The organism is Stenotrophomonas sp. 82F1, assembly GCF_056861525.1.
The window spans coordinates 144,919-158,969 of record NZ_JBSPUD010000001.1 but is presented as its reverse complement, the minus strand read 5'-3'; the positions used below and the strand labels follow the sequence as shown (position 1 = coordinate 158,969).

Below are 14,051 nucleotides of genomic sequence, written 5' to 3'. Positions count from 1 at the left end.
CCATGCAATGGAGCATCCTGTGTGACTTCGATGGCACCATCAGCCTCGAGGACGTCATCGATTCACTGTTGGAAAAGTTCGGCCAGCCCGGTTGGCAGCAGCTGGAAGATCAGTGGCGTTCGGGTGAGATCGGCTCGCGTGAATGCATGCAGGGCCAGGTCCGCCTGCTGAAGCTGGATCCGGCCGCCCTCGATGCACACCTGGACCAGGTACGCATCGATCCGGGCTTCGCCGCCTTCGTCAATCGCGCACACGCGTTGGGCCTGCCGCTGCGCATCGTCAGCGATGGCCTGGACTACGCGATCCATCGCATCCTCGCCAACCACGGCTTGCCGCCGCTGCCTGTCGTGGCCAACCACCTGCGCTGGTGTGACGGCCATTGGCAGCTGGAATCCCCTTACCAGGCCGAAGGCTGCCGCAGCGGCACCTGCAAGTGCACCTGCGCAGCGCAGGCACGTGCCGACGAAGCGCCCCGCGTGCTGATGATCGGTGATGGCGCCTCGGATTTCTGCGTGTCCGAACACGCCGATTTCGTATTCGCCAAGCGTCGCCTGATTGCCCATTGCACCGACGCCGGCATTCCCCACGCCGCCATCGACACCTTCCACGACGCTGCCGCGCTGCTGCCGCGCCTGCTCGACGGCAGCCTGCTTCAGCCCTCGCTTCCGCGGCTGCTCGCCACCGCCTGATCGCTCCGCCCGTTGCTTCCTTTGAATGCCCTCTCCGGAACCGAACCGATGAATATTTTTGACAAGAACGCCGATGCCGCCATCACCGATGCGCAGTTGCTGGCAGACGAAGCCCGCTACAGTTCCTTCGGCGACACCGTGCACTACGTCGATCCGCCGAAGATCTTCCAGCGCTGCGAAGGCAGCTACATGTTCGACGCCGCCGGCACCCCGTACCTCGATCTGCAGATGTGGTACTCGGCGTGCAACTTCGGTTACGCCAACCAGCGCCTTAACAATGCGCTGAAGGATCAGATCGACACCCTGCCGCAGGTCGCCAGCCAGTATCTGCACCCCACGCGCGTGCAGCTGGCCAAGACCATCGCGGTGGACATGCACGAGAAGTTCGGCCTCGATGGCCGCGTGCACTTCAACGTCGGTGGTGCGCAGGCGGTGGAGGATTCGCTGAAGATCGTCCGCAACGCGCGCAACGGCAAGAGCCTGATGTTCGCGTTCGAAGGCGGCTACCACGGCCGCACCCTCGGCGCTTCGTCCATCACCTCCAGCTACCGCTATCGCCGTCGCTACGGCCACTTCGGCGAACGCGCGATGTTCATTCCGTTCCCGTATCCGTTCCGTCGCCCGAAGGGCATGACCCCGGACGAGTACTCCGACCACTGCGTGCACCAGTTCGAGCGCCTGTTCGAAAGCGAATACAACGGCGTGTGGGACCCCAAGGTCGGCCAGGCCGAGTACGCAGCGTTCTACGTCGAGCCGATCCAGGGCACCGGCGGCTATGTCATTCCGCCGCGCAACTTCTTCAAGGGCCTCAAGCGCGTGCTGGACAAGTACGGCATCCTGATGGTCGTCGATGAAATCCAGATGGGCTTCTGGCGCACCGGCAAGCTGTGGTCCATCGAGCACTTCGGTGTCACCCCGGACGTGCTGGTGTTCGGCAAGGCGCTGACCAACGGCCTCAACCCGTTGTCGGGCCTGTGGGCGCGCGAAGAGCTGATCAACCCGACCGTGTTCCCGCCGGGCTCCACCCACTCCACCTTCAACTCCAATCCGCTGGGTACGCGCCTGGGCCTGGAAGTGCTGAAGCTGGGCAAGGAGATGGACTACGAGCGCACCGTGCCGGAGAAGGGCGCCTACTTCCTCGACGGCCTGCGCGGCCTGCAGAAACGCCATCCGGAAATCGGCGATGTCGACGGCCTCGGCCTGGCCCTGCGTGCAGAAATCTGCGCCGCCGATGGCTTCACTCCGAACCGTGAGCTGCTGGACCGCATGGTCGACATCGGCCTGGCCGGCGACCTGCTGCACGACGGCAAGCGCATGGGCCTCGTGCTCGATGTCGGTGGCTGGTACAAGAACGTGATCACCTTCGCGCCCTCGTTGAACATCACCTACGAAGAGATCGATCTGGCGATCACCCTGCTGGACCAGCTGCTGACCAAGGCCAAGGGCTGAACTGCAATGCGCTGCCGGTTCCCGTGCCCCGCATGGACATGATCCCGCGTGTTTCCAGCACCGCGCTGGAACCGGCCGCGCTGCTGGAGGGCTTCCTGGCCCACCCGCCCCTGGGCTTTGATGCCAGCCGCCTGCCCAGTGGCCTGCCCAGCTTCCGTGCACCGCTGGATCTGACCACGACCCTGGACGATGCACTGCGCTCGCGCCTGCTGGGGTTGCCGCTGTCGCGCCTGTGGCGGCCGTGGCTGACCTGGCAGACGCGGTTCATCGGTGCCACCAGCACCGAGTACACACCGCTGCCGGCATATGTGTCGGCGGCGGCACTGGCCGACGACGTGCTGCGCCACGGCGTCGGTGACAGCCGGCTGCTGGTGGTCAAGGACCTGGCAATCGATTCGCCCTTGCTGGACGATGCGGCCAACGCACACAGCCAGGCGTTCCTGCAGGCGCTGCTGGAACGTGGGTTCATCCAGCTGGAAGGCATGCCACTGGCATGGGTGGCGATCGATTTCGATGACATCGACGCCTACCTGGCACGCCTGTCCACGGCGCGGCGCAAGAACATCCGGCGCAAACTGCGCTCGCGTGCCCACTTGCAGATCGACTGTATCGCTACCGGCGACCCCGCCCTTGCCGAGCCAAGGCTGCAGGCCGAACTGCACGCGCTGTACCTGCAGGTGTATGCACAGAGCGCCGTGCATTTCGACCAGCTCGACCTGCCCTTCTTCCAGCACCTGCTGGCAGACACGCAGGGCCAGGGGCGCTTGTTCCTCTACCGTCACAACGGCGAGCTGATCGGCTGGAACCTGTGCTACGTGCACGCCGGCAAGCTGGTGGACAAGTACATCGGCCTGTCCTATCCGCAGTCGCGCGACCACAACCTGTACTCGGTCAGCTGGATGCACAACCTGGAGTACGCGATGCAGCACGGCCTCAGCCACTACGTCGCCGGCTGGACCGATTCCCGCATCAAGGCCGAACTGGGTGCCCGCTTCACTTCCACCGTGCATGCGGTGCATGCGCGTTCGCCGCTGCTGCGCGCCGCCCTGCGCAGGCTGGCCCCGCACCTGCAGGCTGAGCCGGATGGAGGGGGGTGACCGATGCAGCTGCGTCCCCCGCTGATCCTCGACCTCGATGGTGGCGTACTGCCGTTGCCGCAGGCACGCACGTTCGCGCTGCAGCACTGGCATGACCGGCTGCGTTTTGCCTGCCGCAACGCCACGCTGGCGCGCTTCGCCGATGACGTTCTGTTGCCGTTGCCGGCACAACTCGGCACGGTCATGCTCGGCAGCGGCGACTTCCACCATCTCAGCCTGCCACTGCTGCAGCGCCTGCACACACGCGCCCCGTTCCAGCTGGTAGTACTGGACAACCACCCGGACAACATGCGCTTTCCCTTCGGCATGCACTGCGGTTCCTGGGTGAATGCCGCCGCCGCATTGCCGCAGGTATCGCATGTGCACGTGCTGGGCATCACCTCCACCGATATCGGCCGGGGCCACGCGTGGGAGAACCACTGGCGGCCCTTGCTGGGGCGACGGCTGACCTATTGGTGCATGGACGTGGATGTGGGCTGGGCCAGCCGCATGGGCATGGCAGGCGCCTTCCGCCGCTTCGAACATCCCGAGGCGCTGGTTGCAGCGTTCGCCGCCGAACAGGCGCAGGCGCCGCGACCCACCTATCTATCGATCGACAAGGATGTGTTCGCCGAAGAGGTAGCGCGCAGCAACTGGGACCAGGGCCGCTTCCAGCTTGAACACGCACTGATGGTGATCGAGGCCCTGCGCACCGGTGGACTGGTGGGCAGCGATATCACCGGCGAGGTGTCACTGGCCAACTATCAGAGCCGTTTCAAGCGCTGGCTGTCGTCGCTGGATGGGCAGCCCGACATCAGCGCCGATGATCTGCCGGCATGGCAGCAGCAGCACCAGCAGGTGAACCGCGAACTGCTGGCGGCGATGGCCGCAGTGCCGACTGCCTGCTGAGTGCTTTTTTTGTAGAGTCGAGCCATGCTCGGCTCAGGGGACCGCGAACAGAAGCCGAGCACGGCTCGACTCTACAAATGGCGATAGCCGAGCATGGCTCGGCACTACACTGGGTTCCCGCCCCCGGAGCCGCCGTCATGCCCCAGACCGTCATCCCGCAGCTGCGCATGCGCCATGCCGATACCAGCCTGCCGTTCTACGTGCAGGGCCTGGGCTTCGTCGTCGACTGGGAGCACCGCTTCGAACCCGGCTTGCCGCTGTTCGCCCAGCTCACCCGCGAGGGCCAGACGATCTTCCTGACCGAACACAGCGGTGACTGCGAAGTGGGCGGCGCGGTGTATTTCATCGTCGCCGACGTCGATGCCCTGCACCGCGCGTTCAGCGCTGCGGGGGTACCCATCGAGCAGCCGCCACACGATACCGATTGGGGAAGCCGGGAAATGCTGATCGTCGATCCGGACGGCAACCGCCTGCGCTTCGCCACGGACGCAGCCTGAGTGCCACCGGCTTGAGCGGGAATATACGTTTCGTATACGCTTCATATATTCCCTGTCGAGAACGCCCATGGGCATCGTCAACATCGATGACACCCTGCACGACCAGCTGCGCCGTGCCTGCACCGTCTCCAACCGCTCGATCAATGCCCAGGCCACATTCTGGATCCGGGTCGGCATGCTGTGCGAGATGAACCCGACCCTGAGCTTCCAGGACGTCGTCGCCAGCGAACTGCGCGCCGCCGGCGTGCAGCCGCAGCTGCTTGCGCCCGGGCGGGCCTGAGCCGATGGCCATGATCAAGCGCCCCGACGAGATCGGCCGCCTGGCCGAGTCCGGGCGACTGCTGGCGCAGGTCTTCGCCATGCTCGATGCCCTGCCCCTGCAGGGCCGCAGCACGCTGGAGATCAACGACATCGTCGAACGCATGATCGTCGACGACCTGCAGGCACGGCCCGCCAGCAAAGGGCAGTACGGTTTCCCGTACGTGCTGAATGCCTCGATCGACAACGTCATCTGCCACGGCATGCCGTCGGCCGATGACGTGCTGCGCAATGGCCAGATCGTCAACCTCGACATCACGCTGGAGAAGAACGGCTACATCGCCGATTCCAGCACCACGTATCTGGTGGGTGAAGTCGACTACGCCGCGCGCAAGCTGGTGCAGGTGACCTACCAGGCCATGTGGAAGGGCATCGCCGCTGTGCGGCCCGGCGCGCGCCTGGGCGATATCGGCCACGCCATCGCCCGCCATGCCCGCAGCCACGGCTACAGCGTGGTCAAGGAATACTGCGGCCACGGTATCGGCCAGGAGATGCACGAGGAGCCACAGATCCTGCATTACGGCCATGCCGGCACCGGCATGGAACTGCAGGAAGGCATGGTGTTCACCATCGAGCCGATGCTCAACCAGGGCAAGCCTGCGATCCGCCAACAGCCCGACGAATGGCCGGTGTACACGCGCGACGGCAAGCTGTCAGCGCAGTTCGAGCACACCGTAGCCGTGACCCGCAGCGGTGTGCGCGTGCTGACCCTGCGCCCCGATGAAACCCCATTGTGCGCGGTGGATGCGGCCTAGAGCGGACGCAGCAGCAACAGCAGCGCCAGGCACAGCATGAAGGCGGCCACGCCTGCATCCAGCAACCGCCATGCGGCCGCGTTGCGGAACACCGGCTGCAGCAACCGGGCACCGAACCCCAGCCCGCAGAACCAGAGCACGCTGGCCACGCAGGCGCCCGCCGCGAACGCCCAGCGCAGCTCACCCGGATAGCGCGTGGACAGGCTGCCCAGCAACACCATCGTATCCAGGTAGACGTGCGGGTTGAGCAGGGTGAAGGCCAGGCAGGCCAGCAGCACCTGCCGCCGGCTGCCACCACTGGCATCGGCCGCGGCCAGCGCGCTGCCACCTCGCCATGCGCGCAGCCCGGCCTGCAGGCCATAGCACAGCAGGAAGGCGGCCCCGCCGAAGCGCAGCACCTGCAACAGCAGCGGCCATTGCAGCACCAGTGCTCCCATGCCGCCCACGCCAGCGAGGATCAGCGCGATGTCCGCGCCCATGCAGGCCAGCACCACCATGCCCACGTAGCGACGCTGCAGCCCCTGCCGCAGCACGAAGGCGTTCTGCGCACCGATGGCGATGATCAGGCCAGCACCCGCAAACAGGCCGGCCAAGGCCGCAGCAATCCACATCCGACCCTCTCCACCGTGACAGGAGGCGCAGGGTGCAACCAACGGACCCGTTAAGGCCAGCTGATTTTTCTTTATCCTGTGCAGAAAAACTGAAGAGGCACCGCGTGGATCTGGTACATCCGCAGTTGAGCGCCTTCACCGCGGTGCTCGAAGAAGGCAGCTTCGAGGCCGCCGCACGCCGCCTGTCGATCAGCCCGTCGGCGCTGTCGCAACGGATCAAGGCGCTTGAGGACCGGCTGGGCCAGGTGCTGGTGGTGCGGCAGGCGCCGTGCCGGCCTACCGCTGCCGGTGAAGTGCTGCTGCGGCGGGTGCGGCCGATGCAGACGCTGCAGGCCGAAGCGCTGGCCGAACTGCTGCCTGAACGCGGCAGCGATGCCACCCGCACGCCGATCCCGCTGGCGGTCAACGACGATTCGCTGGATACCTGGTTCGTCGCCGCAATCGCCGAACTGCACCAGCGCCACGGCTACCTGTTCGACCTGCGCATGGACGACCAGGACCACACCCTGGAACTGCTGCGCAACGGCAGCGTGCTGGGCGCGGTCACCGCCGAACGCAGCCCCCAGAAGGGCTGCAACGTGCATCCGCTGGGCGCGATGCGTTACCACGCCATCGCCTCACCGGTCTTTGCGCGGCGCCACTTCAGCAAGGGCATGCAGGCCGACGCGTTGGCGTCGGCGCCGATGATCGTGTTCAACCGCAAGGATGAACTGCAATGGCGCTTCCTGCGCAGGTTGACCCGCGCACGCCTGCAACCGCCCGTACACTACCTGCCCTCCTCCACCGGCTTCGTCGACGCTGCCGCGCGCGGGCTCGGCTGGTGCCTTGCTCCGGAGGCCCTGGTCACGCCAGCGGTACAGGCCGGGCAGGTGGTGGTGCTGGAACCTCGTCGCTGGCTCGACGTACCCTTGTTCTGGCAGCATGCCGCCGTGCGATCGAGCACGCTGCAGCACATCACCCAGGCGCTGCGCACCGCCGCTGGCAACACCCTACGTTGAAAAGAGAATGATCCAGACTACCGCAGACCCCGGCTTCACGCGCGGACCACTACCGTTTGCCCACTTCTTCACTACAGGAACGGCATGCGCCTGAGCTGCCCACGGACAAGGATGCACCGCGCACTCAGCGCTGCCGGTTTGGCCCTGCTGGCCAGCCTGCCGCTGGCTGCGGCGGCGCAGACCAGCGCGCCTCCCGCACTGGAATGGGAACAGGCGCGGCAGCGGCTGGAACAGGTCTCCGACGCACTGGCCGCTGCTGATGCCGGCGTGCGCAACAAGGAAGAACTGCAGGAAGCCACCCGCCTGCTGCGCCTGCCGGAGATCACCGGCGAAGTGCGGCGATTGCAGTTCCAGAAGACACTGACCCTGCCGCTGGGCTCACTGGCACCGGTGGCCGAGGCCTTTGGCATCGACTCGCCGCTGTCGTTCACCGAACGCGACTGGCGCACGCGGCCGGTGGTCACTGCAGTGCTGCCGTTGTACACCGGCGGCCTGATTCCCGCCGCGCAGCGTGCTGCCGGCGCAGCCAGCGAACAGGCCAGCGCCGAGCGCGAAGCGCAGCGGCAGTCGCTGACCGTGCAGCTGGCCCAGGCCTACTTCGGCCAGCGCCTTGCCGAACAGGCGGTGGTCGTGCGCCGCGATGTACGCGATGGCCTCAATCGCCACCTGTCCGATGCGGAGAAACTGGAACGCGAAGGCTTCGCTACCCGCGCACAGCGCCTGCAGGCCACCGTCGCCCGCGACAAGGCCGAGCGCGAATACCAGAAGACGCTCAATGACCTGGCCACGCTGAAGGCTGCGCTGGCCACCCTGCTGCGCAGTGGCGGCGATGTGCAGCCGTTGTCTCCGCTGTTCGTGCAGCGCACCCCGCTGGAACCGGTCGCCAGCTTCGAGCGCACCGCACAGGCACGGCAGCCGCAGATCGCGCGCCTGCGGGCGATCGTCGCGCAGGCCGAACAGGGCGTGCGCGTGCAGCAGGCCAAGCTCAAGCCAACGGTATTCCTGTTTGGCCAGTACGATTTCCGTCGCCGCGACGAAATGCTGACCGATCCGGACTGGGCATTCGGCATCGGCCTGAAGTACACCTTCCTGTCGCCGAACTCACGGCCGGCACAGATCAGTGCAGCACGCGCGCAGCAGGAACAGGCCGAGGCCGGCCTGCGCGAGGCCGAGAACCAGGTTGCACTCGGTGTGCGCAAGGCCTGGAACGAGCTGGAAACCGCACGCCAGCAGTTCGTGCTGCTGGACAGCAGCATCACCCAGGCCGACGAGAATCTGCGCCTGCAGGAGCTCGCCTTCCGCGAAGGCCAGGCCACCTCGCTGGACGTGATCGATGCGCGGCTCGGCCTCGGCGGTGCCCGCGTCGAACGTGCGCAGGCCGCCTACCAATACGATATCGCCTTGGCACAACTGCTCGAGGTGAGTGGACAGATGGACCGCTTCGAAGACCATCGGCGGCGTGCAGACGAGGTAATTGATCATGAGTGATGTGTTGCACGACGAAGCAACGACGCCCCCGGGCAAGCGCCGGCTGGGGCCGATTCTACTGGTGGTGCTGCTGGTGGCAGTGGTGCTGGGCCTGTGGCTGGCCTGGCGCAGCCCCGCCGACCAGATCCAGGGCATGGCCGACGCCGACACCCTCAACGTGTCGGCCAAGATCACAGCGCGCGTGGCCGAACTGAAGGTGCGCGAGGGCGACCGCGTGCAGGCTGGGCAGGTGCTGTTCCTGCTCGACAGCCCCGAAGTCGCAGCCAAGGAACAGCAGGCGCACGGCGCGCTGGCCGCGGCGCAGGCGGTGGCCGACAAGGCCAACGACGGCGCACGCAGCGAAGACATCCGCGCGGCCGAAGCCAACTGGAAGCGCGCCGAAGCCGGTGCCACCCTCGCCGAAGCCACCTACCGGCGCGTGCAGAACCTGTTCAACGAAGGGGTGATGAGCCGGCAGAAGCGCGATGAAGCGGCGGCCCAGGCCACCAGCTCGCGCGAACTGGCCCGCGCCGCCCGCGCTCAGTACGACATGGCATTGGCCGGTGCGCGCGAGCAGGACAAGCGTGCCGCACAGGGTCAGGTGCAGCAGGCGCAGGGCGCGGTGGCGGAAGTCAACGCTGCACGCGTTGAAGTGGAAGGTCGCGCACCGGTGGCCGGTGAGATCAACAAACGCATGGCCGACCCGGGCGAACTGGTCCCGGCCGGCTACCCGGTGTTCACCCTGGTCGACATCGACCGCATGTGGGTGTCGATGAACCTGCGCGAATCGCAGATGCAGGGCCTGAAGGTCGGCAGCAAGCTGCGTGGCAGCGTGCCGGCGCTCGGCAAGGACGACGAATTCGAGGTCTACTTCATCAATCCTGCGGGCGACTACGCCACCTGGCGCACCACCCGTCAGTCATCGGGCTATGACGTGCGCAGCTTCGAAGTGCGGGTGCGCCCGGTACGCCGCATCGAGGGCTTCCGCCCCGGCATGAGCGTGCTGTTCGCATGGCCGCAGCACTGAACACCAGCCGCAGCAGCTTCGGCAGCTCATGGCAGCGCGAATTGCGCCGGTTGCGCAGCAACCGCGCAGACCTTGCACTGGTCACCGTGCTGCCGCTGTTGATGCTGGTGGTGATGGCCTGGATGTTCTCCGCATCGGTGATGCGCGATGTGCCGATTGCCGTGGTCGACCTTGACCACAGCAGCGACAGCCGCCTGCTGCTGCGCATGCTGGATGCCAGCCCCGGTGTGCGCATCGCCAGCCAACCGGCGGGCATGGAGGAGGCACGCGCGCAGCTGCGCCGGCTGGAGGTGTTCGCGGTGGTGCTGGTGCCGCGCGATGTGACCCGCCAAGCGCTGCGCGGCAGGCAGGGCACGGTGTTTTCCTATTACAGCGCCACCTACATGACCACCGGCCAGTCCGCTGCGCGTGATATCGGCGATGCGGTATCGGCATGGAATGCGCGCCTACTGCGCGAACGCATCGGCCTGCAGGTCGGGCCGGGCAAGCTGCGTGCCGCGCCCATCGCGGTGCAGTCGGACATTCTGTTCAATCCGGCACGCAGCTACGAGCTGTTCCTGCTGCCGCTGATCTTCCCGGCGGTGCTGTCGCTGGTACTGGCGCTGGCGGTGGCCGGCAGCCTCGGCCGCGAGATCCGCGACGGCACCCTGCCCGCCTGGCTGGGCCACGCGCCATGGTCGGCCATTGCCGGCAAGGTACTGCCCTACGTCCTGCTGTTCTCGTTGTACGGTGCACTGGGCGCGGCCTACCTGGCCTGGCTGCGCGGCGACGGCATCGCCGGCAGTGTGGTTCTGCTGCTGTTCGCGCAGCCACTGTTCTACCTGGCCACCGCAGCCTATGCACTGTTCTTCGTTGGCGTTACCCGCGACATGGGCACGGCCCTGTCCGCAGTGGGTCTGAGCATCGGCACCGCACTGGCCTTTTCCAGCGCCACGTTCCCGGTGATCGACGCGCCGTTGTTCACCCGCGTCTGGCACCTGCTGCTGCCACTCAGCGCCTACATCAAGCTGCAGACCCAGCAGCAGTTCATAGGCTCGCCACTGGCGGTGTCGCTGTGGCCGCTGGCCACGCTGCTGCTGATGATCCTGGTCGCCGGCGGCATCGGCGGCTGGCGCCTGCTGGCGTTCGCGCGCACGCCGCAGGCCGCGCAACCCGCCGGGGCTGGCGCATGAGCCGGATCTGGCAGAGCCTGCGGCAGACCCTGCTGGCCGTGCTCTGCGACCGCTATGCGATCGTAGTGATGGTCGGCGCGGTGATTCTGTACTCGTTCTTCTACCCCGCCGCCTATCGCCACCAGGTGGCTGGCAACCTGCCCGTGCTGGTGGTTGATGAAGACCACAGCGCGACCAGCCGCGAACTGCTGCGCAAGCTCGATTCGCTGCGCGTGGCGCATGTGGTCGGGCAACCAGCCGATCTGCAGCAAGCGCGTGCACAGCTGGAAGCCGGCCATGCCGAAGGCATCGTGCTGATCCCGGCCAACCTGGAGCGCGACATCCTGCGTGGCCATCCGGCCAAGCTGGTACTGCTCGGCAACGGCGCCTATCTTGGTCGCGCCAGCTGGGTGCTGGGCAGCGTGGCGGATGCACTGGGCGCGTTCGGCCGCGAAGCGGCAGTCACCCAGGCCGCGTTCATGGGCGCGCCACAGGCGCCACCGATCACTCTCGTGCAGCGGCCGTTGTTCAACACGCAGGAAGGCTATGGCAGCGCGATCGTGCCCGGCGTGGCCGAACTGATCGTGCACCAGACGCTGCTGATGGGCATCGGCGTCCTGCTCGGCGGTCGCCGGCTGGTGCTGGGCCGGCGCCTGCGGTTCGACCTGCCCACCCTGACCGGCATGGCCCTCGGCTTCGGCCTGATCGGGCTGTTCGGGCTGTTCTGGTACGCCGGCTTCACCGCCTGGGTTCAGGACTATCCGCGTGGCGGCAACCCGCTCGGCCAGCTGCTCGGCGGTACGCTGTTCATCGCTGCCACAGTGGCGTTCGGCCTGTTCGTCGGCAGCTTCTTCCGCACGCGCGAACGCGCCTTCCAGTACATCATCGCCACCTCCATCCCGCTGTTCTTCCTGGCCAGCCTGTCCTGGCCGGCGGTGATGACGCCGTGCCCACTGGTGTGGCTGGCACAACTGCTGCCGACCACCTCCGGCATCAACCTGATGGTGCGACTCAACCAGATGGACGCCAGCCTGGCCGAGGTCAGCCACGAACTGATCACCCTGGCCGTGCTGCTGGTGCTGTACGGCGCCCTCGCCCTCTGGCGCCTGCACGGCAAAAAGGGGACGGAGGGGATCAAGTCGTAACCGGCGCGGGAGGGGAGAAACCGACTGGATCCCCTCCGTTCCCTTTTTTAAGGCTCCGGCGCGTACCAGAACGGGATGTTGTATTCGCGGCGGCGGCTGGGGCCACGTTCGCCGCCGTCGGCGTTCCAGACCAGTCGCAGGTCATGCCGGCCCGGCTTCAGGTCCGCCATCGGCAGGTAGCCCACCAGCCCGCGCATGTCGAGGTCGCGGCGCTCCATCGGCACGAAATCATGCAGGTCGACCTTGCCGCCATCGAGCTGCACCGTCCACAGCAGCGCCATGCAGTTCACCGCTGCCGTCGCCGCCTGTGCACCCTGCGCTTCGTTGCGGGCACCGCCCGCACAGCGCTGCCGTGCCACCGGATTGTCACGCTGCGGACGGTGCGGAATGAACAGCCGCAACCGCGATGCACTGATGGTATCGGCCGGAATCATCGGATAGGGCAGCAGCTGGTCATGCGCCGAGCGCAGCGATTCGTAGTGCGCGCCAAGCATGCCGTGGTCCACCGCTTCTTCGGTCATCACGCTGTAGCGGTTGAACAGCGAGAACTTCATCGAGCCGTACACCTGCAGGGCAGCGAGCACCATCGCCAGCATTACCGCCGATATATAGATCACGGTGAACGAGCGGCCGCGCAGGTTGCTCTGCAGGGTCCACTGCATGGTCTGCAGCAGGCGCAGCATCGGTACCCGCTGCAGACCCGCCAGCACCGACTGCAGCCGCTTCTCCTGCCGTGCGGTGTCCAGGCCCCGCGCGTGGCGCCGCGCGATCGACTTCTCCAGCAGCATCGGCACCATCGCCAGCCCAAGCAGGCCAACCATCAGTACTGCGACAATCGCCAGCGTGATGCGATCGACATCGCCGAAGGCGGCACCGATGGCCATCGCCACGCCGAGCGAGACGATCGCCACCACCAGCGTGCCGGCCAGGGTCTGCACGCACAGCAGCGTGCTCGAGAACAGCATGGTGGCAAGCCGGTCCGCACGTTCGATGGTGCCGTCGAGCCCGCCGTCGCGTTGCTTCAGGAACGCGCGTGAGAACGGCCCCAGCATCGTCAGTCGATCCCAGTCGATGCCGTTGGGGAAGTGCGATTTCAGACCGATCAGGCCGATCCAGTAGCCGCGCACCGCCAGGTGGATGATCAAGGCCACCGCCAGCACGTAGCACATGCCCACGCCGATGCTGAAGGCGAACCATAACGCCTGGAAATAGACCCCTTCGGTATGCAGGCTGCTGCGCGCCCACGCGTCGAACAGATAGCCCGGCACGGCCAGCAGTGCGAAGGCGAGCAGACCGGAAATGAACAGCTCCAGCTCGTCGGTGCGGTCGCGCACGCGGGAGTAGCTGGCTGTCGTGCGAGGCACTGCATCGGCAACATCGGACGGTTCCCGACGGTCTACAGCACTGGACTCGTTCACTGGCGATTCATCCCTGGGGGTCGGCGCAGTATAGGCATGCGCCCTGCTTCACGGAACGGCACCGGAAACGAAGAACGCCGGCACAGGGCCGGCGTTCGGGTACAGCGGTGTGGAAGGGGTTATCGCATGGGGGATCAGCGGTAGACGCGCTCACAACGGCGCTCGACCACACGGTCGCCGGTCTTCTGCTGATGGTTGCCCTGGATCTGCCGGCCGGCCGCGCCGCCCGCCACGGCACCGGCAACCGTCGCCAGTTTCTTGCCGTTGCCGCCGCCTACCTGGTTGCCCAGCAGGCCACCGACCACGGCGCCCGTGGCGGTGCCGGTGATGCGGTTGGGATCGCGGGTATTGCGCTGCACTTCCACGTTCTTGCAGACCACGCGGCTGCCATCGTTGAACTTGCGGCCTTCATCACGCGGGCCGTAATTCTGTGCGCCAGCAACGGACGACGCCGCCAGCAGGGTGCCCAGCACCATCAATCGGGTCGAGGTCTTCATGGCCATCTCCTGTGCTCCGGTATGGCGCAAGTGTCTGCCTGCGG

General features: G+C 66.6%; 15 protein-coding genes. 12 read left to right on the top strand and 3 right to left on the bottom strand.

The genetic code is table 11. The features are described from left to right. Window positions 1–2 precede the first annotated feature (2 nt). The 7 genes from AC13GI_RS00660 (at window position 3) to map (ending at window position 5,693) form a co-directional block, all read left to right on the top strand. Window positions 3–689, top strand: coding sequence for an MtnX-like HAD-IB family phosphatase (locus AC13GI_RS00660; RefSeq protein WP_482995223.1), 687 nt, complete (start codon window positions 3–5; stop codon window positions 687–689). Window positions 690–737: 48 nt separating this feature from the next. Further along, window positions 738–2,138, top strand: coding sequence for an aspartate aminotransferase family protein (locus AC13GI_RS00655; RefSeq protein WP_099821090.1), 1,401 nt, complete (start codon window positions 738–740; stop codon window positions 2,136–2,138). A gap of 32 nt (window positions 2,139–2,170) precedes the next feature. Further along, complete coding sequence (locus AC13GI_RS00650; protein WP_482995222.1) at window positions 2,171–3,235, top strand: GNAT family N-acetyltransferase; 1,065 nt, start codon at window positions 2,171–2,173, stop codon at window positions 3,233–3,235. 3 nt (window positions 3,236–3,238) lie between these two features. Further along, on the top strand, window positions 3,239–4,123 hold the full coding sequence (locus AC13GI_RS00645) for a hypothetical protein (protein WP_482995221.1): 885 nt from the start codon (window positions 3,239–3,241) through the stop codon (window positions 4,121–4,123). Between the two features lie 137 nt (window positions 4,124–4,260). Then, window positions 4,261–4,620, top strand: a complete 360-nt coding sequence (locus AC13GI_RS00640) for a bleomycin resistance protein (protein ID WP_482995220.1) — start codon at window positions 4,261–4,263, stop codon at window positions 4,618–4,620. Between the two features lie 67 nt (window positions 4,621–4,687). Next, entirely contained in the window at window positions 4,688–4,900 is a 213-nt protein-coding gene (locus tag AC13GI_RS00635) for a ParD-like family protein (protein ID WP_025873788.1), read from the top strand. A gap of 10 nt (window positions 4,901–4,910) precedes the next feature. Continuing rightward, window positions 4,911–5,693, top strand: a complete 783-nt coding sequence (gene map / locus AC13GI_RS00630) for a type I methionyl aminopeptidase (protein ID WP_482995219.1) — start codon at window positions 4,911–4,913, stop codon at window positions 5,691–5,693. On the opposite strand, the gene AC13GI_RS00625 is transcribed toward map, so the two are convergent. Beyond that, entirely contained in the window at window positions 5,690–6,304 is a 615-nt protein-coding gene (locus AC13GI_RS00625; protein ID WP_180164055.1) for a LysE/ArgO family amino acid transporter, read from the bottom strand. The two genes, map and AC13GI_RS00625, sit on opposite strands and share 4 nt — an antisense overlap. A 104-nt stretch (window positions 6,305–6,408) precedes the next feature. Between AC13GI_RS00625 and AC13GI_RS00620 the strand changes: the two genes are divergently transcribed. From AC13GI_RS00620 to AC13GI_RS00600, 5 genes are all read left to right on the top strand, one after another. After that, window positions 6,409–7,302 carry a LysR family transcriptional regulator ArgP gene (locus tag AC13GI_RS00620; protein ID WP_482995218.1) on the top strand — a complete coding sequence of 298 codons (894 nt, stop codon included), beginning with the start codon at window positions 6,409–6,411 and terminating at the stop codon, window positions 7,300–7,302. Window positions 7,303–7,413: 111 nt separating this feature from the next. Further along, complete coding sequence (locus AC13GI_RS00615) at window positions 7,414–8,790, top strand: TolC family protein (RefSeq protein ID WP_482995217.1); 1,377 nt, start codon at window positions 7,414–7,416, stop codon at window positions 8,788–8,790. After that, window positions 8,783–9,796, top strand: a complete 1,014-nt coding sequence (locus AC13GI_RS00610) for an HlyD family secretion protein (protein WP_482995216.1) — start codon at window positions 8,783–8,785, stop codon at window positions 9,794–9,796. The genes AC13GI_RS00615 and AC13GI_RS00610 overlap by 8 nt, the downstream gene beginning before the upstream one ends. Next, window positions 9,781–10,968 carry an ABC transporter permease gene (locus AC13GI_RS00605; RefSeq protein WP_482995215.1) on the top strand — a complete coding sequence of 396 codons (1,188 nt, stop codon included), beginning with the start codon at window positions 9,781–9,783 and terminating at the stop codon, window positions 10,966–10,968. The genes AC13GI_RS00610 and AC13GI_RS00605 overlap by 16 nt, the downstream gene beginning before the upstream one ends. Next, window positions 10,965–12,092, top strand: coding sequence for an ABC transporter permease (locus AC13GI_RS00600; RefSeq protein WP_482995214.1), 1,128 nt, complete (start codon window positions 10,965–10,967; stop codon window positions 12,090–12,092). Before AC13GI_RS00605 ends, AC13GI_RS00600 begins: the two co-directional genes overlap by 4 nt. Window positions 12,093–12,139: 47 nt before the next feature. On the opposite strand, the gene AC13GI_RS00595 is transcribed toward AC13GI_RS00600, so the two are convergent. Further along, window positions 12,140–13,426 carry a hypothetical protein gene (locus tag AC13GI_RS00595; protein ID WP_482995213.1) on the bottom strand — a complete coding sequence of 429 codons (1,287 nt, stop codon included), beginning with the start codon at window positions 13,424–13,426 and terminating at the stop codon, window positions 12,140–12,142. 218 nt (window positions 13,427–13,644) lie between these two features. After that, a complete protein-coding gene (locus AC13GI_RS00590; RefSeq protein ID WP_025873797.1) occupies window positions 13,645–14,013 on the bottom strand; it encodes a glycine zipper 2TM domain-containing protein in 369 nt (122 codons plus the stop codon). Window positions 14,014–14,051: the final 38 nt, after the last annotated feature.